A 23,609-nucleotide genomic window follows, 5' to 3' on the forward strand; every position below is an offset into this window, starting at 1 on the left:
AAGTGTTCGATAGCCCATTTCTGGGCTCCTTACTCTTCATTTTTATTTCTTTATAAAAAGTAAGATGGGGAAAAATATAGCCAATACGACACATACCTTTTTCTTTTGCGATGGAGGTTCTTGTAAAAAAGCAGGAAGTGAAGAAGTTGTAAGAACAGCAAGAGCTTATTTACGTAACAATGAGCTTTGGAACAACACACATACCATTAAAACCAGATGTAATGGAAGGTGTGAAGACGCTCCCACATGTATAGTGCATCCTGGAGAATTTTGGTATAAAGAACTGACTCCAGAAAAAATAAATCATATTGTAAAAGGACATATAAATAATGAATGCCCCATTGAAACCGAATTATTGTATCAAAATGGTTGGGAAAAGCAAGCTTCAAATAATGAAAGAGCCCCAATAAAACCAAAACCTTTTGAATTAAAAGATGATAAAGAATTAGGTGAATGCTACATGACAAAAGGGTTTAGCTCAGACCAATACCTATACCCACTATTCTTATACCTGCTCGAAAACCCACAAGGCATAACACTTCATATCCCGAATCAAAACCCAATTCCGTTTAAAGAAATATGCGCTGTAGACTACTCAAAAGAGCACATACTTGAGTTGATAACTAAAACAGACAGCATCCCATTAACTATAGCCGCAGTTCCAAAAGAAAATAAAGAATTACAGCAATCAAAAATTTCTGTTACAGAATATTTTTATCAAAAAGAAACCCAACAAACAGGGATACGTTTCAAGAATAAATTTGGACAAACTTTAGGGAAAATTTCCATCAATTCTAATGAAAGCAGTGTTTGGAATTATTGTACAAAAATTCAGTTACTAAACACAAGCCCAATCGTGTGATGAAAGAACAAATTTCTATACTAGGATTAGGGTGGTTAGGTTTACCGCTTGCTTTAGAGCTACAAAAAAAAGGACATGCAATCAGTGGTTCTGTATCAGGATTAGACAAACTAAAAACCTTTGCAAAATATACGTTTTCCGCAACAAGAATACATGTTGCATCAGATACCATTATTGGCGATTGGGATGCCTTTATATATGAAGCATCTACCATAATCATTAATTTTCCTCCAAAGCGAATTGAAAATATAGAAACCATTTATCCGCTTCAAATCGAACAAATTATTCAACGCACGCCCAAACATGTAAAAGTCATTTTTGTTAGTTCCACGTCTGTATATCAAAACACAAATCGTTTAACAGATGAAACAGAATGCTGTCAACCAGAAAAAGCTTCAGGTATAGGCGTATTAAAAGCAGAGCAATTATTACGAGAGCACTTTGGGAGTAACTTAACCATTTTGCGTTTAGCAGGATTGATAGGCCCTCAACGTCATCCAGGACGGTTTTTAGCAAACAAAAAACATCTAAAAAATCCAAATATTCCTGTGAATCTAATTCATCAAAAAGATGCGATTGGGTTGATCGAGTCCATTATAGACCAACATTATTTTGGAGACATTATCAATGGTTGTGCCGACGAGCATCCTAAGCGGAAAGCATTTTACGAAAAAGCCGCTTTAAAACTGGAGCTACCAGCACCTGTTTTTGAAGACACAGAACATGAAAGCTATAAACTAATTGATAATACAAAATCAAAAAAAGCACTTCATTTTAAGTATGAATATTCTAACCCCGAGTGGATTTTTTCAAAAAGTAAATTACCAGAAATAACGATTGCAGGAGCGGGGCCGGGCAATAAAAATTTATTGACCCTAAAAGCGTTTCATGCACTCCAAAATGCAGAAGTAATACTGCACGATAATTTAGTTTCAGATGAAATTTTAGAGATCAACACCCAAGCAGAAAAGATTTATGTAGGCAAGAAATTTGGCGATGCAGAAAGTCAAGAAAAGAGGCAGAACAACATCAATACGTTAATGAAGAAGCATTGTCTGCAAGGCAAAAGCGTTGTTCGATTAAAATCTGGCGACCCTTATATTTATGGCAGGGCGGCCGAAGAAGTTCGTTATTTAAAACAGCACAAACTACCTTTTACGGTAATTCCGGGAATTTCAGCAGCATTAGCAGCAGCCAATACCGTTAATATTCCCATTACAGAAAGAGGACAATCCAATGCCATTTTAATTTGTACGGCGCATACGGCCGATTATTCTACGGCACAATTAAACGGCATTGCCGAAATGTTAAATGCCGGTAACACATTAGCGCTTTATATGGGCTTAAAAAGCTTGGATAAAATTGTTCCTAAACTAATGGAAGTATGCAAAAACCCCAATATTCCGGTAAATGCAATTTCTAATGTTTCAAGAGATAACGAGGTGTTACTTTCATCAACCTTGGGAAGCATTGAAGACGCTATAAAAAAGCAAGAATTACAAATGCCAGTAGTGTTTTTAATAGGCGTAAAACCAATTAATTAAAACAATGAAAAAAGGAATTTTACTTTGCGGACACGGTAGTAGAACCAAAACAGGAACCGCAGCGTTTAAAGAATTGGTAGGCATTCTGCAAGCACGTTACTCAGACTACGAAGTAGATTATGGGTTTTTAGAATTTAATCACCCCGTTTACGAAGCATCCATAGAACGGATGTACCAAAAAGGCATTCGTGAGATTTACGCTTTGCCCATCATTCTTTTTGCAGGATCTCATGCCAAAAATGATATTCCATATGAAATGAATACCATACAGGGATATTATGACGATTTAACCATTAAAATGGGGAAGCATCTTGGTGTCAACTCCTTTTTATTGGAATTGGCCCAAAAAAGAATATTAGAAGAAGAAGAAAAACACGAACCTATCGATAGAAGAGAGGTCTGTTTAATGGTCGTTGGGAGAGGTACAACCGATCCTGATGCCAATTCAGATGTACATAAACTGGCTTGCATGTTGGGCGAAGGCATGGGCTTTGGTTTTACAACGGTTTCATACAGTGGTACAGCTTACCCCAATGTTACTCAAGGACTAGAGCTAACAAGTAAAATGGCATTTAAACGCACCATAGCGATTCCTTTTTTCTTTTTTACAGGCATTCTTTTAGAACGCATCTATAAACAAGTACGTGATTTTAATGAAAGCTCACCGCTCCAATATATTTACACAAAAGCTTTTGGAGTCGATGAACTCATTCTAAAAGCTTTTGACGAACGTTTGGATGAAACCATTAACGGTACCGCAAATATGAATTGCCAATTATGTAAATACCGTAAGCAAATTGTTGGGGTAGAATCCGAACAAGGTAAAGAACAAATAGGGCACCACTTAAATGTAAAAGGGGTGTTGTTTGAAGAAGATGAAAAAGTTGGACAAAAAAACAGTGTCCTCTCAAAAATAAAAAAAGGATTAGGCATATGACAAAAGGCAAAATATATGGCGTGTCATTAGGTCCGGGCGACCCTGATCTCATCACTTTAAAAGGATTAAAAACCCTGCATAAAGTAGATAAAATATATTACCCCGGATCCTTATTTAAAAATGATAGAAAAGCTAGTTATTCTCGCGCTATTCTAAACCATTATGAATTAGATCTGGAAAAACTAGAAGGGTTTTATTTAAAAATGGACTTGGAAAGAGAACAAGCTAAAACCATTTATGAAACCACATTTCAACAAATTTTAGCAGATTATAACAAAGGCTTATCTATCGCTATTGTTAGCGAAGGCGATATTAGTACCTACAGTTCATTTTCCTATCTATTAGAAAAAATTAAAGTCCACCAATTAACTATTAATTTAATTCCGGGCATTACGTCGTATTTGCATTTGGCTGCAGAGAGTGCCATGCCTTTATGCTTGCAAAACGAAAAAGTAGTTGTTATTCCCCGTATGCAGAGCAAAGAAGAATTGCAAGAAGCCATTAATCATTTTGATACGGTTGTTTTGATGAAAATAAAATCTGTTATGGATATTATCGAATCTGCAACAAACGAAGACAAGCATCAGATAACCTACGCAGAACGTTTAGGAACACAAGAGCAGTTTGTTACAAACCATTGGGACACTATTAAACAAAGGGAGACGCCTTATTTTTCTCTTATTATCATAAAAAATAAATCTATTATTAAATGAAACTTCCATAACGAAATTTCGATACCCAAAGAAATCATTATAAGGAAGCTACATGTAACCAATAAAAAAAAAATAATTAGAGACACATGAAAATTACCGTTACGGGCTTAGGTCCAGGAGATAATGCTTACATATTGCCTGTTGTGCAAAGTGCATTACAACAAGCAGAAGTGGTTATTGGTTACGATTATTATTTTCAGTTTGCAAAACCGTATTTAAAGACGGATGCAGAATTAATTTCGATGCCGTTAGGACAAGAAGAAGGCCGTGCCGAAGTCGCCATTAAAAAAGCAAAAACAGGTAAGAATGTCGTGGTAATAGGTTCTGGAGATGCCAGTATTTATGCCATGGCAAGCATTGTTTACGAAATGGTTTCTAAAGGAGGCGATGAGTTAGACGATCTTGAATTAGAAACGCTACCAGGTGTTTCGGCATTTTTAGCAGCAGGAAGTAAATTGGGCGCTCCGTTGGGTCACGATTTTTGCTGTATTTCTTTATCCGATTTAATGACGCCCTGGAACATGATTGAAAAAAGAATTAGAGCGGCGGCCATGGGCGATTTTGTGACTAGTTTATACAATCCAAAAAGTAAAAAAAGACATTGGCAATTAGGACGCTTACAAAAAATATTTTTGGAAGAACGTGCGTCTTCTACACCAGTGGCCATTGTTAGGCATGTAACACGCCCAGAAGAAGACATTAAAATCACAACCTTGGGAGCATTGAATCCAGACGATGTCGATATGTTTTGTTTAGTGATGATAGGTAATTCCCAGACCTATCAGTTTAAAAATTATTTAGTTACCCCAAGAGGCTATCTTAACAGAAAACCACACACAGGTAAAGAAATCCAACAAGAAAGCTTTAGGATTGTTACAGAACATATTAAAGACCTTTCCTTTTCTGTTGCCGATAAATGGGCCATTACCAGAATCATTCATACCACAGGAATTTTAGAAGATTTTAATCATTATGCCGCAACACCAAATGCTATCGAAAACTGGCACAACCATCTTAAAAATGGTGGAGAAATAGTAACAGATGTTACCATGGTGAAAGCAGGGATAACAAAAGCATTCATAAAAAAATACAACACCAAAGTACATTGTTTGTTAAACGATGAAGATGCTCAGTTATTAGCAAAAACAGAAAACATAACCCGATCGCAAGCCGGTATTAGAAAAGCCATTGAGCAATACCCGAATGCGCTTTATGTTGTTGGAAACGCCCCGACGGCATTGTTTGAAATTATTGAACAGCTAAGAGAAAATAACAGGTTTAAACCAGCAGGTATTATTGGGGTACCGGTTGGATTTGTTAACGTTTTAGAAGCCAAAGAACAATTGTCTCAAACCAAAAACACCCATTGGGCACTTATAGAAGGAAACAGAGGTGGTAGCAATGTTGCCGCGGCGATTACCAATGCCGCATTTACTTTAGAAGAAGCTTCAAATTATTTTAAATCTTAAAAAATGAACAAATTCACTTCTGAAAATATTGAAACACTTGAGCAAATAATATTGGCTCGAAGAGATGTGAGAGGGAATCGTTTTATTGATAAACCAGTAACCCAAAAAGATTTAGATAAAATCTTATTTGCAGGCGTTAATGCCCCTTCAGTTGGTTTTTCTCAACCTTGGGAATTTGTGATTATTAAAGACTTAAAAATCAGAAATAAAATAAAGGATAGTTTTTTTGAAGAGAACGAAAAAGGCAAACAGCTTTTTGAAGAAAAAAAAGCAGATGCATATACACAGTTAAAATTAGAAGGTATTATAGAATCGGCACTCAATATCGCTGTTTTTTACAAACCAAGTAAACATCCTGTTTTAGGACAAACCTCAATGAAAGAAGCAGGCGAATATTCGGTAGTCTGTGCCATTCAAAATATGTGGCTCATGGCACGCGCTTTAAATATAGGATTGGGTTGGGTAAGTATTTTAAACGCTCAAAAAATTAAAAGCATTTTAAATGCACCAGAAGATAGGCAACTAATAGGCTATTTATGTTTAGGACATGTCGATAAATTTTATGAAAACCCAGAGCTAGAGCAGTTACAATGGGAAAAGCGCAAGCATATTAATGATGTAGTTATAAAAGAATCGTATCAATAAATGAATGCATCTAAAGCACATATCGATTTTTATCTGGTTGGAATTGGCAATCATGCTGTTCCAAAATGGGATGATGCTATTTTAGCATTAATCCAACAATCCACTGTTTTTTCAGGAGGAAAACGTCATTACGAATTAGTGAAACCGTTTTTGCCTGCAAACCATTCTTGGATAGAAATCTCTGGGAAGATGGAAGCCCTCATTCAAAAATATAAAACAATTCATTTACCCATAGTAATATTCGTCTCTGGTGATCCTTTCTTCTATGGTTTTGGGAATACCTTACAGCGTTTATTACCGCATGCAAAACTAAAAGCATGTCCCTATTTCAATAGCATTCAATTACTGTGTCATAAAACAAAAACCAACTACAATGCATTAAAAACAGTATCAGTGCATGGTAGAGATTGGTCGGCTTTAGATAGCGCATTAATTAATAGAAATGAGTTAATAGGCGTGTTAACAGATGCGAAAAAAACACCAGCAACAATAGCCAAACGCATGTTGCAATATGGTTTTGATAATTATTCAATAACGATTGGCGAAGCTTTGGACGGAAATAATGAACACATAGAAAAACTCGATCTATTAGCCTGTACCAAAAAAGAGCACGATCGCCTAAACTGTGTTTTATTAAACCAAATAACGCCAAAAGACAAACCATTTGGTATTCCAGACCATGCTTTTGTACCATTACCTAATCGGGCAAATATGATTACCAAAATGCCCATTAGATTAAGCACCGTTAGTGCTTTGCAACTACAAAATAAAGGGGTGTTTTGGGATGTGGGATCTTGTACAGGATCTGTAGCTATTGAAGCCAAACAACATTTTCCGCATGTCAAAATTATTGCTTTCGAAAAACGAACAGCATGCGAAACCATAATTCAACAAAACACAGAACGTTTTTCTACGCCGGGGATTGAGATTGTTATCGACGATTTTTTCAATCTAAATTTAAAAGATTACCCAACTCCAGATGCCGTTTTTATTGGCGGACATGGAGGCAGACTAAAAGAATTAATTCATACAGTCCACCAGTTAAACCCATCTGCTCGTTGCGTTACCAATGCCGTAAAAGAAAGCAGTACCAACACATTTGTAGAAGAGTTTACAAAATTAAATTATACGATTAGCACAACTGTTATTCAAGTAAACGCCCATAATAAAATTAGCATTCACACAGCAGAAAAAAGAAGTAAATGAAAAAAATAGCCATTATAGCAGTTACTGAAAAAGGGGTAGAAAAAGCACTCGTTATTCAGAAAGAATTTCCAAAATCATTGGTTATTACCACCTTGCAGTCAAACAACGATCATGTATCGACCATCACATCTATTTCAGACTATCTATCCGAAAATTTTTCGAAGTTAGACGGTATTTGTTTTGTAACCGCTTTAGGTATTTGTGTGCGTTTAATTGCACCACACCTTAAAGATAAAAACACCGATCCTGCTGTAATTTCTTTTGATGATCTTGGCTTAAATGTACAATCGGTACTAAGCGGTCATAAAGGAGGTGCCAATGATTTTTGTTTAAAAATAGCCACCATTTTAGGCGGAAAGGCTATTATATCGACCTCAAGCGATGTTCAGGAAATTTGGGCTTTAGATACCATTGGAAATCAATTTGATTGGCAAATAGAAAACTCCGTATCCATGAACACCATCATGGCATTGTTTGTAAACAATAAACCAACTGCCTTGCTCTTAGATATTAAAGACAAAGGCACAGAACATTTGGAAAAAACGGTTCCAGGTTTTGTGACTGTTTTTTATGATGAAAGCGCTATTGATTTTTCTCAATTTGAATTATTCATTACAGTAAGTTACAAGATTTACGATGCCACAATTCCAAGCTTGTTTTTTATTCCAAAAGTACTTTCGGTTGGATCTGGATGTTCCAAAAAACTAGACCCTATTCTTTTTCAAGAAACCTTAGAATTAGAACTAAAAACAAGAGGTTTAAGGTTTTCTGCCATTAAAAATTTCGGTTCAATTGATATTAAGGCAGAGCAACAAGCTTACTTAGATTTTAGTGCAAAAAACAAGATGCCATTTCGCACATTTACTTCAGAAAAAATAAACACTATTTCAGTGCCTAACCCAAGTGCTGTGGTACAATCTAAAATAGGTGTAGATGGCGTGTCAGAATCTTGTGCCATACTACTTTCTGGAAATAAAAACGTATTGGTCGAAAAGCAAAAAATACATTTAGAGAATAATGAAAAATTCACCTTTTCTGTTGCTTTAAATACCAATGCAGAACGTAAAACATCCATCGCCATTATTGGAGCAGGGCCTGGTGACGAAGAACTCATCACCGTAAAAGGGAAATACTATTTGGAGCAAGCCGACTGCGTGTTGTATGCAGGTAGTTTAATCCCAGAAGAAATGACCGATTGGTGTAAAGCTGGAGCTGTAGTTCGTAACTCGGCAACGATGACACTCGAAGAGCAAGTCGCTTTAATGCAAGAACATTATAAAAAAGGGAATGCCATTGTGCGTTTACAATGTGGCGACCCGTCTTTGTATGGCGCTATTCAAGAACAAATGACCATTTTTGACGAATTGGAAATGGATTATTTTATCGTACCCGGTATTTCTTCATTTAGTGCGGCGGCCGCTGTTTTGAAATCAGAATTTACTATTCCAGAAGTCGTGCAATCTATTGTTTTAACTAGAGGAGAAGGTAAAACGCCCATGCCTCCAAAAGAAAGTATTGCCGCCTTTGCCGCTACCAATGCGACCATGTGTATTTTTTTAAGCGTAGGCATAGCAACTAAAGTACAAGCGCAACTATTGGAGCATTTTGATCCGGAAACGCCTGTGGCAGTTATGTATCGGATTACTTGGAAAGATGAAGAAATTTTTGAAGGAAAATTAGAAAATCTGGCACAAATTGTAAAAGACAGTAAAAAAACAAGAACCGTATTAATTGTGGTAGGACATGCTATTGGAGCACGTAAAAACAGATCACAATTATACAGCCCCGAATGGAAACATATTTTTAGAACCAACAAGAAATTTGTAATAACAGAGTAATACCATTTTAAAGTAAAAATGATACTAGTATTTGGCGGAACAACAGAAGGAAAAAAGGTAGCAAAGGTGTTACAAGGAAGCGCTATGCCTTTTGTGTATTCTACCAAAACGAACATTGCTTTTGAAGAAACAGAGATTGCTAGTTATCGATATGGTGCGTTAAATGAAAAACAATTAGAAGCTTATCTTATAGAAAAGCGTATAGAGATTATTATCAATGCATCGCATCCCTTTGCAGAAATACTCCATCAAACCATTGCAAAGGTTGCCGAAAAATTACAGATTCCTGTTATACGGTTTGGACGGCAATTGCTTTCTAAAATAAACCATCCATTAGTTTCTTATGTAAATACATATGATGATGCTTTAAAATTACTAAAGAGCAATCAAACCCTGTTGGCCTTAACAGGTGTGCAATCCATCAAAAGATTAAAACCTTGGTGGCGAAATAATACAAGCTATTTTAGAATCCTTAATAGACCAGAATCCATTGCTATTGCTCAAGAAAGTAATTTTCCTGAAGAACAATTAATTCTAGGCTTGCCCTCTGCAAATTTAGAAGAAGAAATCGCTTTACTTAAAACGTGTAAAATAGATGTTGTACTAACAAAAGAGACCGGAAACAGTGGTTTTCTATCTACAAAAATCGAAGCGACCTTAAAAACAAATACACAGATCATCATCATTAATCAACCCAAAATACCAAGCTATTTTAAGATGGTTTATGATGTTAATGCATTGGAATCAGTCATTTCTAAAAAGAGTCTGCTATGAGTTTAAGGAAAATTCCAAAAGGACCGTTAAGAGAAGGGTTTACAACAGGAACCTGTGCTACAGCAACAGCAAAAGCAGGGTTAATGGCTATTATTCATCAAAAAGCGACTTTAAAAGTAAAGGTACACCTGCCAATTGATAAAGTAGTTGAGTTGCCAATACACACTTGTGAGTTCACAGAAGATACTGCGAAATGTTCGGTAATTAAAGATGCAGGGGACGACCCCGATGTAACTAATGGTGCAGAAATAGGTTGTATTGTAACATTAACACAACAAAAAGATATTCAGTTTTTTGCAGGCGAAGGTGTTGGAACGTTGACGCTTAAAGGTTTGGAACTTGCTATTGGAGAACCGGCCATAAATCCCGTTCCAAGAAAAATGATGCGTAGTGCCACTCAAAAACTATTGCACGATTACGATTTAGAATGTGGCGTATCGATAACCGTTTTTGTTACAGATGGAAAAAAAATAGCAAAGCGTACACTCAATGAGCGTGTAGGTATCATGAATGGCATTTCTATTTTAGGAACAAGTGGCATTGTAAAACCATACTCATCCTCATCTTATATTGCCAGTATAGAGCAAGGCATAGACGTTGCCGTTGCCAATAAAATTGACGAATTGGTTATTAATTCTGGAGCAAGAAGCGAAAAATATTTGCGTACAAAGTTTAGCCATCTGCCAGAACATGCATTTATCCATTATGGTAATTGGATTGGAGAAACCCTAACAAAAATCAACAAGTCACCTATAAAAAAAGTAAGCATTGGTATTATGTTGGGGAAAGCAGTAAAACTAGCGGGAGGCGTTACCGATACGCATAGTTGCGTTTCTAGCTGGAATAAAGATTTTGTAGTTCGGTTAGCCGAAGAAATTGGATTTAAGGAAACTGAAAAAATTAGAGCCTTAAATATGGCTGGACGATTAATTGAGTTGTTTGATTTTGAGCAAAAGGCCCCTTTTTTCCAGCTATTATTAAAACATTGCTACCAACATACTCAAGTAAAAATTAAACAGGTAGCATTAGAAATTTACCTTATTCATAAAGACGGAACACTTATAAAATATAAAAAATGACAATAACTTCTTTAATTAGGCCCCTAATGGCGGGTATTTTACATTCTTTTGAACCCGATCACGTCACGGCAGTTTCTGTATTGGCAACAGAAAATGCCATCAATAAAAAAAGGGTCAACATTAAAACCGTTTTTAAAGCTTCTCAATGGGCATTCGGACATTCGGTGACATTGTTACTTTTTGGAGGTGTAGCACTATTTTTTAGAAGTATGGCTAGTTTGATTATTGAGGATATTTCTTTTTGGGCAGAAATTGCTGTTGGTCCTATTATGATTTGGTTAGGGGTTACGGCAATTAAGAGAAATTATGCCATTAATGAGATGGTACAAGATCATAAAAAAATTGAACCACACGAGCATGACATCTCTAACCCCATACATCTTCACGGAACCAAAGGAGAAGAAATAGCAGTAAACCCAATGAATAAATCGTTTTGGATTGGAATGATGCATGGTTTGGCAGGGACAGGTGGCGCATTAACGTCTGCTCTAATATTAAGCACCAATACAATAAACGAAGCCCTATTGGTATTAGCTATAGAATCTTTGGGGATTATTATAGCAATGGGCGTTTATAGTTATGTTTTAATAGCAGTAATGAGTCGGTTTTTAGAACGGAATTTATCAATTTTTAAATGGATGAACGGTCTTGCGGGGCTTGGATCCATTCTTATAGGAATTTTTTGGATATATAATAGTTTTTCGGGATTATGAAACAAGATAAAAACCAAATAAAGTTCCCTTTTTCTGCCATTGTAGGGCAAGACCATTTTAAGCTAGCGCTTATTTTAAATTTGGTCGACCCGTCAATTGGCGGGGTATTAGCCATTGGAGATAAAGGCACAGGAAAAACCACTTTGATTAGATCCTTAACAAATTTAATGGGAGACGAAACAGCATACCCTTTTGTTAATTTACCTATTGGTGTCTCTGAAGATCGACTTGTTGGAAGCATTGATTTGGAACAATTGATTAATGCTAAAAAAGAAGTGGTCAACTTAGGGTTAATGGCACAAGCACATCAAGGTGTTTTGTATGTAGACGAAGTGAATCTGTTGCAAGATTACCTTACCGATATTTTGTTGGATGCTACCGCTTCTGGTAATTATTATTTAGAAAGAGAGGGCATATCACGTTATTTTAAAAGTCAGTTTTGTTTAGTGGGGTCTATGAACCCCGAAGAGGGAAGTTTAAGACCACAACTAAAAGATCGTTTTGGATTAAGTGTCACTATTACAACTCCCAAAGATGTTAAAATACGTCAAAAAATCATGAAACAACGGTTGGCTTTTGATGATGATCCTTCACAATTTATAGTCAATTATAAAAGCAAAGACGAAAGTATAGCCACACAAATTAAAACCGCTAAAAGCAAGTTGTTATCTATAAAAATAGCGGATGGTGTTATTGAATACTGTAGCGAATTAGCCATTCAGCATCAAGTAGAAGGTTTACGAGCCGATATTTTATTGATAAAAACGGCGAGAGCCTATGCTTCTTATAAAAACATAGCAGAAGTTACCACAAAGGAAGTTGACAGCATTGCAGATTTTGTGCTAAATCACAGAAGTTTGAATACACCAGATCAACAAAATCGACCACAAGAGCAAAACGACCAGCCTCAAGAATCAGACTCGGATACAAATACTTCAAGAGAAGAAAAAGCCACTATTTTAATACCTGAAAATAAATTTCAGAAGCCAAAGGAAATACATGTCAATACCATTCAAAATGGCACGTATTCAACGCAAAGTGTAGATGGTAATTTTACAGCATTAGACACAAAAAAAACAGTAAGCCAATATTTAGCAACCGATAAATTTGAGCTAAAAACCAAACGTAAAAGCACTGTTTTAAAACAGCATCATATTTTTTTAATAGACTCTAGCGGGTCTATGCTTAAAAACCAAATTATAGCTTACGCCAAAGGGGCTGTAAATAAAATAACAGAGCAAACAAAAACACAAAGTACTCAATTTTCTATGGTTTCCTTATTTAATGGAGACGCTCAAATTATTTTAAGAAACAGCACTGTTTTAAGTACTGTTGAAGCAACATTAGCAGAAATAAAAACAGGAGGAAAGACCAATTTAATTGCTGGTTTTAAGCAAATAAAAGGGTTGTGCTCGGATATGGAACATCAGCATGTTCTTCATGTTATTACAGATGGAAAATTAAATGAAGATAGCCACTTGGAAGATGTAACACTCGCTTTTCGAACGTATTGCAAAGGCATACATAAAACTCAAATTGTTGATGCAGAAAAAGGCATCGTAAAAACAGGGGTTGCTCAAGAGCTTGCCAAACGAATTAATGCAGAGTACGAAGTTTTAATTACAGGGAATGACTTATAAAATGAAACAGAATAATTTGTTGACTTGCTATAAACATAAGTTCAATATAAATTTTAATATGAGAATAGTGTTTTGTCATGTCGACACCTGCCTGCCGGCAGGCAGGGAGCGAAGCATGAGCGACGAGACATCTCATAAAGATGAGATTATGAGATTCCTCTTCGATAGCTACGCTATATACGTTCAAGTAAAATATATTTTACTCTCCGTAGCGTTCGGAATGACATAGTTTCATTACTTAAACAACAACTAAAGTAAATTTTATGGTTTCAGAAATTCCAACCTATTAAAAAAATGACAAAACAATTCATCATATCGGCACCAAATAGTAATGCTGGGAAAACCACGATCACTTTAGGGTTACTGCGCTTGTTTAAGCAAAAAAACATAACACCCCAACCTTTTAAAGTTGGCCCCGATTATATAGACCCTAAGTTTCACCAATTGGCTTGTGACAAAACGGGTGTAAATCTCGATTTGTATATGATGACCCAAGAAGACATCAATACAAGTTTACATGTTTATGGTAGAAACGCACAAGTGAATTGTATAGAAGGCGTCATGGGCTTGTTTGATGGCGCAAAAAAAGATAAGGGGAGTACAGCAGAATTAGCAAAAAAACTCCGCACACCTGTGTTATTGGTCGTTGATGCAAAAGCAGTTGCTTACTCAGTTGCACCGCTTATTCAAGGTTTTGTGAACTTTGATAAAGACCTTAACATCATGGGCGTTATTTTTAATCGTGTAGGGTCTGCAAATCATTATACTTTTTTAAAAGAAGCCTGTGAGGATATTGGTGTCAAGTCGTTTGGGTATCTTCAGAACATAAAAGACATTGTTATACCTTCAAGGCATTTAGGATTAAATATAAAAGACATTAAAAAGTTTGATATCGTAATTGACCAAATTGCAAATAAACTAGAAGAAACAGTAAACTGGGAAGCCATTTTAGAAGCTTCAAAAGACATAGAACCCATATCAGATTCAACAAAAGAAACGAAGTCAAAAAGTAAAATCAAATTTGCAGTGGCTAAAGATGAAGCTTTTAATTTTATCTATCCTCAAAACATTGTCGCTATGGAGCAATTAGGCGATGTCCAGTTTTTTAGTCCGATACATGATAAAGACATTCCCGATAGCGATTTTATTTATTTCCCAGGAGGTTATCCAGAACTTTATTTAAAAGAATTGTCTAGCAATAAAGAGATGCTTTTGGCAATTAAAAAATATGCTCAAAATAATGGTAAAATATATGCAGAATGTGGCGGGATGATGTATTTGGGGAAATCGATTCTATCCGAAAATAATGAAACCTATAACATGGTGGACTATTTCAATTTTGAATCTACCATTGCCAATCCAAAACTGCATTTAGGATATCGTACGTCTGAAATAAACAATCATTCTTTTAAAGGACATGAGTTTCATTATTCAAGTATAATAAACGATAACGAAACCAGTATGGAGTCAAACATCATGAATGCTAGAGGCGGTAAAACAACCACGAAAATTTATAAAAAACAACATGTAATGGGGTCTTACGTACATCATTATTTGGGCACTACAGAACGACTTTCACAATTAATAAACGAAATAAACCACAACTTATGAAAATTTATACCCGCAAAGGAGATAAAGGAACAACAGGTGTTTTTGGAGGCAAAAGAGAATTTAAAAACTCCGCACGAATTGAATGTATAGGAACACTTGATGAAGTTAATTCTACCATAGGATTGCTAAGAAGCAAATTAGGAAACGATCATGAATGGCAAGCCAATTTACATCGTATCCAAAAAGATATGATGAACATGATGTCACACTTGGCACGTCCATCAGATTCTAAGAAAGAAAACCCAAATCCGAAACCAGAAGACGGTGCTGAATTTTGTGAAAATTGGTTAGACGAATTAGAGGATAGCATTAGTTCGCCTTCAGACTATTTTTTATTGCCAGGAGGAAACGAAATATCTGCACTTTGCCATGTTTGCAGAACGCAAATAAGAAGGGGAGAAAGGCAGTTGGTTACTTTAATGCAAGAAGATCCAGAATGTGTTCACGATTACATTTCTAGTTATATAAATAGGCTCTCAGATTTGTTTTTTACAATGGCTAGGGCAGAAATGAATAAACACGGTGTTGCCGAAGAAAAGTGGAATTTATTTTTATATAAAAGAAAGAAAAAAACAAACTCATAAAAACGATTACAATGAATAAAATACCAATTACCATAGTTACAGGTTTTTTAGGCGTCGGAAAAACGACCTTGGTTCACAATATGTTAAAAAATGCCAATGGCAAGCGTATCGCCGTTTTGGTGAATGAATTTGGAGAAGTAGATGTAGATGGTCAATTGATAGGGTCTACAGGATGTGAGGATGATGACTGTGACCTAATCCAATTACCAAACGGTTGTATTTGCTGTACCGTACAAGAAGAGTTTTTACCTTCTATGTTGCAGTTGTTGGAGCGTAAAGATCAAATAGATCATATTGTAATAGAAACATCAGGCTTGTCAATGCCTAAACCATTGGTAAAAGCAGTAAACTGGCCCGATTTAAAACCTCATATTACTATAGATTCTGTTATTACAGTTGTAGATGCTGTGGGCATCGCTACTGGAGAAATTTGTGATAGAGAGCGTGTGCAAGCACAACGTTTAGCAGATGATTCGTTAGACCATGAAACCCCAATAGAAGAACTGTTTTTAGATCAATTAACCTGTGCCGATTTGGTTTTAGTAAGCAAAAGAGATTTAGTTGATGATGAGAAATTTGAAGAAATCAATCAGATTATAACCAGTAAAGCAAGACCCAATACTAAAATTATTCCTGTTGTAAACGGCGAGTTAGACAATGCCTTATTGTTGGGCGTGGAAGCTTCAGCAGAAAATGATGTAGACAACCGTCATTCCATTCATGAAGAACATCATAAACACGGACATCACCACCATCACAATGATGATATTCAAAATGCATTACTAGAATATCCAGAAACAGAAGATATTAAGGCTTTAGTCGAAGATTTAAAAGGCTTGGTACAAAACCATGAAATTTATCGCATAAAAGGATTTGTTAACATCCCAAACAAACCCATGCGTATGGTTTTACAAGGCGTAGGGTCTCGTTTCGATTATTATTTTGAAAGACCATGGGAAGAAAATGAAACCCGTAAAACAAAACTGGTTGTTATTGGTAAAGGGATCGAGGAATTAAAAGCAGAAAATTCAATTTAGTGCATTTAATTTCTACAATACCAGGTGGATGGAATCCCAATGATGAAGGTGTTTTTTACATCGATCAATCTCCTGGAGACATTATTTTTTTGTCTTCAGCAGATTCCGATTTATTTATGATGAACAATGCCTATAAATCACTGTATCATGCTGTTGATGGTCTCCCTTCTTTTCGTTTTGCCAATCTTTCCTATTTTAAGCAAGAGCTGACTATAGATACTTATGTGGATGAAGTCATTTCTTCTGCGAAGATTGTCATACTTAAACTTTTAGGAGGAAAAGCATATTATAATTACCTCTGCGAAGCCATAACGGAATGTTGCGAAACAAATAATATTCAACTTATATTCTTACCTGGAGATAATAAACCAGATTTAGAGTTAATGAGTGCGTCTACTATGTCGCTAAAAGAAGTAGATACTATATGGAAGTACGTACAATCTGGAGGCGTTAAAAACTGTCAGTCAGCATTACAATTATTAATAAATAGAATCGGTGATTTTAATTTAAGCCCTTCAAAGATTACTACAATTCCAGATTTATTTTTATACCATCCCAACACAGGTATTTGGAATACAACAACACGAATTGAAAAGAAAGCACAAGCCATTATTTTTAGTTATAGGAGTTATTATTTATCTAATAATTTAGATCCTGTTCATGCTATTATTAATGCCTTGGAAGAAGAAGGTATGTCATCAGCGGTGCTAATGGCATCGGGCTATCGCGAAAAAGATATACAGCAACAAATTTTCGATTTGTTAAAAGGCTATCAAATCGAAAAGCCCCAAATTATTATTAATACTACGGGGTTTAGCGTTCAAGGTTTTCATGATACCGCACAAAGCCTGTTTGAAGTATTTAATGTCCCCGTTATTCAGGCGATAATGGGGAGTTGCAACCATGAAAGTTGGCTGGATGGTGATTTTGGTTTGCCTCCCACAGATATTGCTATGAATATTGCTTTACCAGAGGTTGATGGTAAAATTATTTCAAAAGTGATCTCTTTTAAAGAGTCTATAGAAAAGGATACTATAACAGATTCAGAAGTTGTTTCTTATGTACCGCATACAGAAGGCTGTTTGTTTGTGGCCCAAATGGCAAAAAGGTGGATCCATTTACAGCAAAAAGAAAATGCTAATAAAAAAATCGCCTTAGTATTGCCTAACTATCCGAATAAAAATAGTCGGTTAGCAAATGGGGTAGGGCTAGACACACCTCAAAGTACTTTGCAAATTTTAAAGGAATTAGCAGATGAAAATTACACCCTAGCTTCAGATTATCCCAAAACTACAAATGAGTTAATAGATAAGTTAACCAACTCTGTTACGAACAGTTTAGAAACGATAAATTCATTAAATGAACGCCATGCCATTAAGTTGGATGAAACTATTTTTTATCGTTACTACAACCAACTTTCTGACACACTTCGTGCTAAAATAGAAACACAATGGGGCGCTCCAAACAAATCGCCCAATTATAAAAAAGGTTATTTTTTAATTCCTGGGTTTATTTCTGAAAACGTATTGGTAAGTATTCAACCGAGTAGAGGCTATAATTTGGATTTACAAGCCAGTTATCATTCACCAGATTTACCACCACCACCTGCTTATTTAGCATACTACATTTGGTTACAACATGACTTTAAAGCAGATGCTTTGGTACATATTGGTAAACATGGAAACTTAGAATGGCTCCCAGGAAAAAGTGTCGCACTAAGTAAAGAAACCTGTTTTCCTTCAGCAATTTTAGGAGCCATCCCACATTTTTATCCTTTTATTATTAATGATCCTGGGGAAGGAACACAAGCCAAAAGAAGAAATCAGGCCATTATACTCGATCATTTAATTCCCCCAATGACAAGGGCTGAAAACTATGGTGATTTATTGAAGTTAGAACTTTTAATAGATGAGTTTTACGAATCTGCTTTAGTCGATAAGAAAAGAGCAACATTGATTAAAACCAAAATTGAAAACTTGGTAAATGAAACCCATCTTAAAACCGATTTAAATCAAGATGGAAAAGATATTGATGCGCTCTTAGAAGTGATTGATGGTTATTTGTGTGAATTAAAAGAAGCGCAAATACGAGGGGGGTTACATATTTTGGGTTGTCTTCCCGAAAATGAAAAATTGATCGATTTAATAGTGGCTTTACACCGCTTACCTCAAAATGATTTAAAAGGGATCACACAATGTTTAGCAGAAGATTTTCAGCTTGATTTTGATCCGTTACATGTTAGTTATTCAGATGGATTTAATAAAGAAATCTTAGGTATTGAATGCAGAACGTTTGGACAAGCTGTTGAACTTTTAGAAAATAAATCTAAGGGACTTATTCAACAATTATTAAAAGGAGAAGTATCAAAAAACATAGGGAAACACACCCAACAATTACTGCTATACATACAGCAACATACCATTCCTGTTTTAAACAAAACACGACATGAATTAACGCATTTAATTCATGGATTAAACGGCCAATACATCCCTGCCGGTGGTTCTGGCGCGCCTACACGAGGACGATTAGATATTTTACCAACTGGAAGAAATTTTTATTCGGTAGATGTTCGCACGGTACCTTCCGAAACAGCGTATCAATTGGGTGAAAAAAGTGCCCAGAACATTATAGATCGTTATTTGCAAGAAAATGGGGAATACCCAACGTCTATTGGTTTGTCCGTTTGGGGGACCTCTACAATGCGTACCAGTGGTGACGACATAGCCCAAGCCTTGGCTTTAATTGGGGTAAAACCCATTTGGCAAGGAAGCAATAGACGGGTTAAAGATTTTGAAATTATTTCAACCTTAAAACTTAAAAGACCTAGAGTAGATGTTATGCTTCGTATTTCTGGTTTTTTTAGAGATGCTTTTCCTGATTTAATTTCACTATTTAATACCGCTATCGAAAAAGTTGCAGAACTTGACGAAACCGATGAGCAGAATCCTATAAAAAAGCGTGTATTAGAAGAAAAAGAACAATGGCTTACAAAAGGCTTAGATGAAAATCAAGCTAATGAACGCGCCCTGTATCGTGTATTTGGATCGAAACCAGGAGCTTATGGCGCTGGCTTACAAGGTTTAATTGATGAAAAGAATTGGACAACATCTGACGATTTAGCGCAAGCATACATTAATTGGAGTGGTTATGCGTATTACGGAAAAAATAATAGTGGTAAATCTGCTCATGAAACTTTTGAAAAACGTTTGTCTTCCATTGAAGTCGTCATGCAAAATCAAGACAATAGAGAACACGATATTTTAGATTCTGATGATTATTACCAATTTCAAGGAGGTATGGCAGTTGCGGTAAATAAAATAAAAGGCACGCAACCAGACATGTATTTTGGAGACCATTCACGACCAGATAATCCTAAAGTAAAATCATTAAAAGAAGAATTGTTAAAAGTGTTTCGTTCTAGAGTCGTCAACCCGAAATGGATGCAAGGGATGCGAGAGCATGGTTATAAAGGAGCTTTTGAAATGGCGGCGACTATGGACTATTTATTTGCTTATGATGCTACTACTAATTTAATTGATGATTTTATGTACGAGCAAATTACCGAAAAGTACTTGTTTGATGATGAAAATAAAGCCTTTATAGAAGCACATAACCCTTGGGCGTTAAAGGATATGTCTGAACGTATGCTGGAAGCGATTCAAAGAGGTATGTGGAAAGCACCTTCAGAAGAAACCGTAGCAGAATTAAAAGGCATCTATAAAAAATCTGAGGCTATAATAGAATAAAAACAAAATTAAAGCGGTAAAATTTATAAAAGGAATTCGAATAATTACTCATTTGAGATTTTTCAAAGACCATTCTTAAATAGTAATTTAAAGACGAATCATTATAGTTTTTATATCATATTTTTGGTTCAATGTTTTTGAGTTATAAGTAATCAACTTATAATTTTTATCATAATATCGAAAAAGGTACAAGAAATTTAATAATGTAAGGTACATTTTTGTTTTGTTAGATTAGTATCTTTTTCAAAAGGTTTGATTGGGGCCGTTTTAAAAATGATTACAAATTAGAGTTTATCTAGAGAATTACTTCTTAGATTGAAAAGACTTAATAAGGTTAGTACTCATTTTTAAGGCGGCCTCTTTTTTAAGAGGTATCATATAAAAATGAGTTTTAAGAATGGATTAGGTTAAATTTCTGGCGATAACTTTATTATGACCCCTCTTTGAATTTTAATTGTAATACTTTTTCATACTACACTAATTACTTATAAAGTCTCGATGGGGAGTATCCATACGTTTTTTTAAAAATTTTACCAAAAACTGTTAAATCGTTGAAACCAAGTAAAATGGCTATTTCTGTTAAACTATGTTTTCCCTCTAAAATATAGGTACTAGCCTTAGACATTTTTTGATTATTGATATATTGATGAGGTGTCACGCCATATATCGCTTTAAAAGCGTTAAATAAATGATAACCAGATAGTGATGAGATTTTTGAAAGCTCTTCTATTTCAATTTTTTTATTAATGTTATCATGAATGTATTCATAAGCTGTCAATATTCTTTTTAATGTTTCAACCTTGGTCGAAATTTTCTGTTTTGGGATTTTAATAGCAGCGTTATACCAATCTACTTGATCCAGATATATTGATTGCATAACTTGCATTGAAATTTCATTAGGACACATAGTTTGAAAATCACTAGAGTTTGATGTTTTAAATATAGATTGTATCAACTTACCAGATTTGTAGTGATGTGTGTTAAATATGCCTTCTACCAAAAGAGAGCCATCATTAGATTTCCCAAATGGATTATCAAGTAGTGAATTTGCATTTTTAGCAGAGGCATAAAAAGTAAATTCGTTTTGTAAATCATGCGATATTACAAAGGCCATGACATCAATACTTTTGTTATTTTTATTGTCAAAATATTCTATGTAACCATCACTCGGGTTAGATAAGATGAACTTTTCGTTATTTATTTTTCTTTTTACGCCATTGATAACCAGATCCCCAAAACCGCTGTTTAGATAGAGTATGGCTAAACTTTTTTTAGAGGATTTGCTATAATCAAATTTTGTATTATACCTTACTAGGTAGTTTTTGTCGGTTCGAAAGTCTGGTAGAGAATTATAATTTTTTCGAGAAAAATGCTCGTAAAAGTTGTTTTTGTAAAAAGAGGACATGTTTGATTTTGAGGTGTTAGAGATTTATGTCAAGCCTTAATACATAAGTTTAAATATTCTAAATTCGTATTTAGACTACGTTAGTTAGATTATCGTGTTTTCATTTTATTATAGGTTTACATCAATTAGACTAAAAATAGTGTAAAGGCTGCGTAAATTGTTAAAATAATTTAATAATAGCCTGATAAACAAATGTCTTGCCTTTATTTAAACAGGAGACTTATTTTAGATTAAGAATTGTTCAAACGATATAGCTAAGTTGATATAAAATGGCATAAAATATTTAGAGATAAAAAATTGAAGTTCAAGGAAAAAAACACAGGCATAGCCTAGCTACGTCGAGTATTTTTAACGAAGAAATTCGGTTTTTTAATCAAAAGATTCATGCTATTTTATATTGATTTAGCTATAATTGCTTTTCAAAAAGATTCTGTCTACATAAAGACCCCTAATTTTTTCATATTTTTAAAAAGTACATTTTATGCAGAAATAATAAAAGCTCCTGAAAATTAGTATACAGGAGCTTTATAGACAAATATGTCAACTTGTGAAAGGAATTGGTTACTTACTCTTATACAGAATTATTTAATAACTAGTTTTAAATAAGCATATTCACCAGTTGAAGATTTTACCTTAAAAACTAAAGGTTTTTTTAAAGGGATACTGCTTTTATGTATGATGCTATTTTTTTGTTTTAAAATTTCATTACCATACAAATCGTATATAACAACTTGATCAATATCTCTATTGGCTGTTATATTTACATCCTCTGAAGACGTTTTAATTAAAGGTGTAAATTTGGTATACTTTTCATGTTTAAAATCAGATGTACTTGAAGTGTCTGGTCTTTTTGTTTGGGCAAAAAGCCAATCCCATACGTTTTGATTGCTATATGTTTTATCCCAGGCATTATGATCCCCGTATTTGTAAAGCGTAAAGCTCATTTTATGGTCGGGAGAGTTGATTCCGCTTCCAGCAGACCATTCCTGCGTAATCGTATTATATTGCATAGTAAAATTTGTATTAGCAACAGTTTTATTAGGGCCATAAGGGTATACTTCCATAACATTTTTATTGTTATTGGCAATATGGTTTACATTAGTAATGGTCGACCTTGGATGTACCTTTGTATCCTTAAAGTTATGATGAGCCCAAATAGGCATGTTTTGTAGGTGATCTGAAGGATTCCCAATAATATTTGCACCGCATATAGGAAGTATTGCAGCAATTTTATCCGTATGGGCTTCAGCAGCCTTCCAAGTAACCCCGCCTCCGGCACTTAAACCTGTTAAATAAACCCTATCCAAATCGATAGGGTATTTTTGTACAACATAGTTATACATTCTTATAAATGAGGGATAGCCCCATTTATCCTGCGGTGAAATTACAATACAAGGAAAGTGTTTTCCATTATTGATTATTTTGGGAACACCGGTATCGAGCATTTTTTTTAAATCTGTCGTTCCGTTTCCCTTTTCTCCTAATCCTGGAAAAAAGAACATAACAGGGTATTTTTTATTAGATAAAGGGTTGAAGTCTTGAGGTAAGTATTCATAAAAACCATGGGGAGGGTAGTCTGTAGCTGTGTCTAACCGAACCTCTGTTTGCATACCAGCTTTACCATAAGGGGCTTGTGAAAAAGAACCGATACATATTAAGAGCGTTAGAATATTCAATATGCGTCTTTTTAAAATTTTAGTCATAACATTTGTTTTAAAATGGTTAAGTTTTTATATAAATTTTGAGTCTAAGATATTTTTAAAAAATTGAACTTATTCGTCGAAAACTTACTATTTTGAAAGAATT

18 protein-coding genes are annotated in these 23,609 nt (G+C 35.0%); 16 read left to right on the top strand and 2 right to left on the bottom strand.

Features of this window, described 5'->3' with window-relative positions; all coding sequences use genetic code 11:
- Positions 1–64 precede the first annotated feature (64 nt).
- The 16 genes from C1H87_RS22325 to cobN all read left to right on the top strand — a co-directional run bounded on the left by C1H87_RS22325 (position 65) and on the right by cobN (position 20,398).
- A complete protein-coding gene (locus C1H87_RS22325) occupies positions 65–862 on the top strand; it encodes a (2Fe-2S) ferredoxin domain-containing protein (RefSeq protein WP_102757947.1) in 798 nt (265 codons plus the stop codon).
- Positions 862–2,406 carry a uroporphyrinogen-III C-methyltransferase gene (gene cobA, locus C1H87_RS23400; RefSeq protein WP_199769318.1) on the top strand — a complete coding sequence of 515 codons (1,545 nt, stop codon included), beginning with the start codon at positions 862–864 and terminating at the stop codon, positions 2,404–2,406. The genes C1H87_RS22325 and cobA overlap by 1 nt, the downstream gene beginning before the upstream one ends.
- 4 nt (positions 2,407–2,410) lie before the next feature.
- Positions 2,411–3,343, top strand: a complete 933-nt coding sequence (locus tag C1H87_RS22335) for a sirohydrochlorin chelatase (RefSeq protein WP_102757948.1) — start codon at positions 2,411–2,413, stop codon at positions 3,341–3,343.
- Complete coding sequence (gene cobI, locus C1H87_RS22340; RefSeq protein WP_102757949.1) at positions 3,340–4,056, top strand: precorrin-2 C(20)-methyltransferase; 717 nt, start codon at positions 3,340–3,342, stop codon at positions 4,054–4,056. The genes C1H87_RS22335 and cobI overlap by 4 nt, the downstream gene beginning before the upstream one ends.
- An 86-nt stretch (positions 4,057–4,142) precedes the next feature.
- Positions 4,143–5,525 (top strand): precorrin-3B C(17)-methyltransferase, encoded by a 1,383-nt coding sequence (gene cobJ / locus C1H87_RS22345; protein WP_102757950.1) that lies wholly within the window; start codon positions 4,143–4,145, stop codon positions 5,523–5,525.
- A gap of 3 nt (positions 5,526–5,528) precedes the next feature.
- Complete coding sequence (gene bluB / locus C1H87_RS22350) at positions 5,529–6,170, top strand: 5,6-dimethylbenzimidazole synthase (protein ID WP_102757951.1); 642 nt, start codon at positions 5,529–5,531, stop codon at positions 6,168–6,170.
- Complete coding sequence (cbiE, locus tag C1H87_RS22355) at positions 6,171–7,376, top strand: precorrin-6y C5,15-methyltransferase (decarboxylating) subunit CbiE (RefSeq protein WP_102757952.1); 1,206 nt, start codon at positions 6,171–6,173, stop codon at positions 7,374–7,376.
- Positions 7,373–9,214 (top strand): precorrin-4 C(11)-methyltransferase, encoded by a 1,842-nt coding sequence (gene cobM, locus C1H87_RS22360; protein WP_102757953.1) that lies wholly within the window; start codon positions 7,373–7,375, stop codon positions 9,212–9,214. The genes cbiE and cobM overlap by 4 nt, the downstream gene beginning before the upstream one ends.
- 18 nt (positions 9,215–9,232) lie before the next feature.
- Positions 9,233–9,988, top strand: coding sequence for a precorrin-6A/cobalt-precorrin-6A reductase (locus tag C1H87_RS22365; protein WP_102757954.1), 756 nt, complete (start codon positions 9,233–9,235; stop codon positions 9,986–9,988).
- Positions 9,985–11,067, top strand: a complete 1,083-nt coding sequence (gene cbiD / locus C1H87_RS22370) for a cobalt-precorrin-5B (C(1))-methyltransferase CbiD (RefSeq protein WP_102757955.1) — start codon at positions 9,985–9,987, stop codon at positions 11,065–11,067. The genes C1H87_RS22365 and cbiD overlap by 4 nt, the downstream gene beginning before the upstream one ends.
- The gene (locus C1H87_RS22375) at positions 11,064–11,780 is read left to right on the top strand and encodes a hypothetical protein (protein ID WP_102757956.1); all 717 of its coding nucleotides are present in this window, start codon (positions 11,064–11,066) and stop codon (positions 11,778–11,780) included. The genes cbiD and C1H87_RS22375 overlap by 4 nt, the downstream gene beginning before the upstream one ends.
- Entirely contained in the window at positions 11,777–13,420 is a 1,644-nt protein-coding gene (locus C1H87_RS22380) for an AAA family ATPase (RefSeq protein WP_102757957.1), read from the top strand. The genes C1H87_RS22375 and C1H87_RS22380 overlap by 4 nt, the downstream gene beginning before the upstream one ends.
- Before the next feature lie 294 nt (positions 13,421–13,714).
- Entirely contained in the window at positions 13,715–15,031 is a 1,317-nt protein-coding gene (locus C1H87_RS22385) for a cobyrinate a,c-diamide synthase (protein ID WP_102757958.1), read from the top strand.
- Positions 15,028–15,615 (top strand): cob(I)yrinic acid a,c-diamide adenosyltransferase, encoded by a 588-nt coding sequence (locus C1H87_RS22390; protein WP_102757959.1) that lies wholly within the window; start codon positions 15,028–15,030, stop codon positions 15,613–15,615. The genes C1H87_RS22385 and C1H87_RS22390 overlap by 4 nt, the downstream gene beginning before the upstream one ends.
- A gap of 11 nt (positions 15,616–15,626) precedes the next feature.
- Positions 15,627–16,652, top strand: coding sequence for a cobalamin biosynthesis protein CobW (gene cobW, locus C1H87_RS22395; RefSeq protein ID WP_102757960.1), 1,026 nt, complete (start codon positions 15,627–15,629; stop codon positions 16,650–16,652).
- On the top strand, positions 16,652–20,398 hold the full coding sequence (gene cobN / locus C1H87_RS22400) for a cobaltochelatase subunit CobN (RefSeq protein WP_102757961.1): 3,747 nt from the start codon (positions 16,652–16,654) through the stop codon (positions 20,396–20,398). Before cobW ends, cobN begins: the two co-directional genes overlap by 1 nt.
- Positions 20,399–20,879: 481 nt before the next feature.
- On the opposite strand, the gene C1H87_RS22405 is transcribed toward cobN, so the two are convergent.
- Positions 20,880–21,803 carry a helix-turn-helix domain-containing protein gene (locus C1H87_RS22405; protein WP_102757962.1) on the bottom strand — a complete coding sequence of 308 codons (924 nt, stop codon included), beginning with the start codon at positions 21,801–21,803 and terminating at the stop codon, positions 20,880–20,882.
- Positions 21,804–22,384: 581 nt separating this feature from the next.
- Entirely contained in the window at positions 22,385–23,506 is a 1,122-nt protein-coding gene (locus C1H87_RS22410; protein ID WP_102757963.1) for a carboxylesterase family protein, read from the bottom strand.
- Positions 23,507–23,609: the final 103 nt, after the last annotated feature.

The sequence above is a fragment of the Flavivirga eckloniae genome (genome assembly GCF_002886045.1).
In the GTDB taxonomy this organism is placed as follows: Bacteria; Bacteroidota; Bacteroidia; order Flavobacteriales; family Flavobacteriaceae; genus Flavivirga; species Flavivirga eckloniae.

What these genes read in the sequence shown, in the direction of transcription:
- C1H87_RS22325 (WP_102757947.1), top strand. Translation starts at nt 65, where the DNA reads ATGGGGAAAAATATAGCCAATACGACACATACCTTTTTCTTTTGCGAT.
- cobA (WP_199769318.1), top strand. Translation starts at nt 862, where the DNA reads ATGAAAGAACAAATTTCTATACTAGGATTAGGGTGGTTAGGTTTACCG.
- C1H87_RS22335 (WP_102757948.1), top strand. Translation starts at nt 2,411, where the DNA reads ATGAAAAAAGGAATTTTACTTTGCGGACACGGTAGTAGAACCAAAACA.
- cobI (WP_102757949.1), top strand. Translation starts at nt 3,340, where the DNA reads ATGACAAAAGGCAAAATATATGGCGTGTCATTAGGTCCGGGCGACCCT.
- cobJ (WP_102757950.1), top strand. Translation starts at nt 4,143, where the DNA reads ATGAAAATTACCGTTACGGGCTTAGGTCCAGGAGATAATGCTTACATA.
- bluB (WP_102757951.1), top strand. Translation starts at nt 5,529, where the DNA reads ATGAACAAATTCACTTCTGAAAATATTGAAACACTTGAGCAAATAATA.
- cbiE (WP_102757952.1), top strand. Translation starts at nt 6,171, where the DNA reads ATGAATGCATCTAAAGCACATATCGATTTTTATCTGGTTGGAATTGGC.
- cobM (WP_102757953.1), top strand. Translation starts at nt 7,373, where the DNA reads ATGAAAAAAATAGCCATTATAGCAGTTACTGAAAAAGGGGTAGAAAAA.
- C1H87_RS22365 (WP_102757954.1), top strand. Translation starts at nt 9,233, where the DNA reads ATGATACTAGTATTTGGCGGAACAACAGAAGGAAAAAAGGTAGCAAAG.
- cbiD (WP_102757955.1), top strand. Translation starts at nt 9,985, where the DNA reads ATGAGTTTAAGGAAAATTCCAAAAGGACCGTTAAGAGAAGGGTTTACA.
- C1H87_RS22375 (WP_102757956.1), top strand. Translation starts at nt 11,064, where the DNA reads ATGACAATAACTTCTTTAATTAGGCCCCTAATGGCGGGTATTTTACAT.
- C1H87_RS22380 (WP_102757957.1), top strand. Translation starts at nt 11,777, where the DNA reads ATGAAACAAGATAAAAACCAAATAAAGTTCCCTTTTTCTGCCATTGTA.
- C1H87_RS22385 (WP_102757958.1), top strand. Translation starts at nt 13,715, where the DNA reads ATGACAAAACAATTCATCATATCGGCACCAAATAGTAATGCTGGGAAA.
- C1H87_RS22390 (WP_102757959.1), top strand. Translation starts at nt 15,028, where the DNA reads ATGAAAATTTATACCCGCAAAGGAGATAAAGGAACAACAGGTGTTTTT.
- cobW (WP_102757960.1), top strand. Translation starts at nt 15,627, where the DNA reads ATGAATAAAATACCAATTACCATAGTTACAGGTTTTTTAGGCGTCGGA.
- C1H87_RS22405 (WP_102757962.1), bottom strand. Translation starts at nt 21,803, where the DNA reads ATGTCCTCTTTTTACAAAAACAACTTTTACGAGCATTTTTCTCGAAAA.
- C1H87_RS22410 (WP_102757963.1), bottom strand. Translation starts at nt 23,506, where the DNA reads ATGACTAAAATTTTAAAAAGACGCATATTGAATATTCTAACGCTCTTA.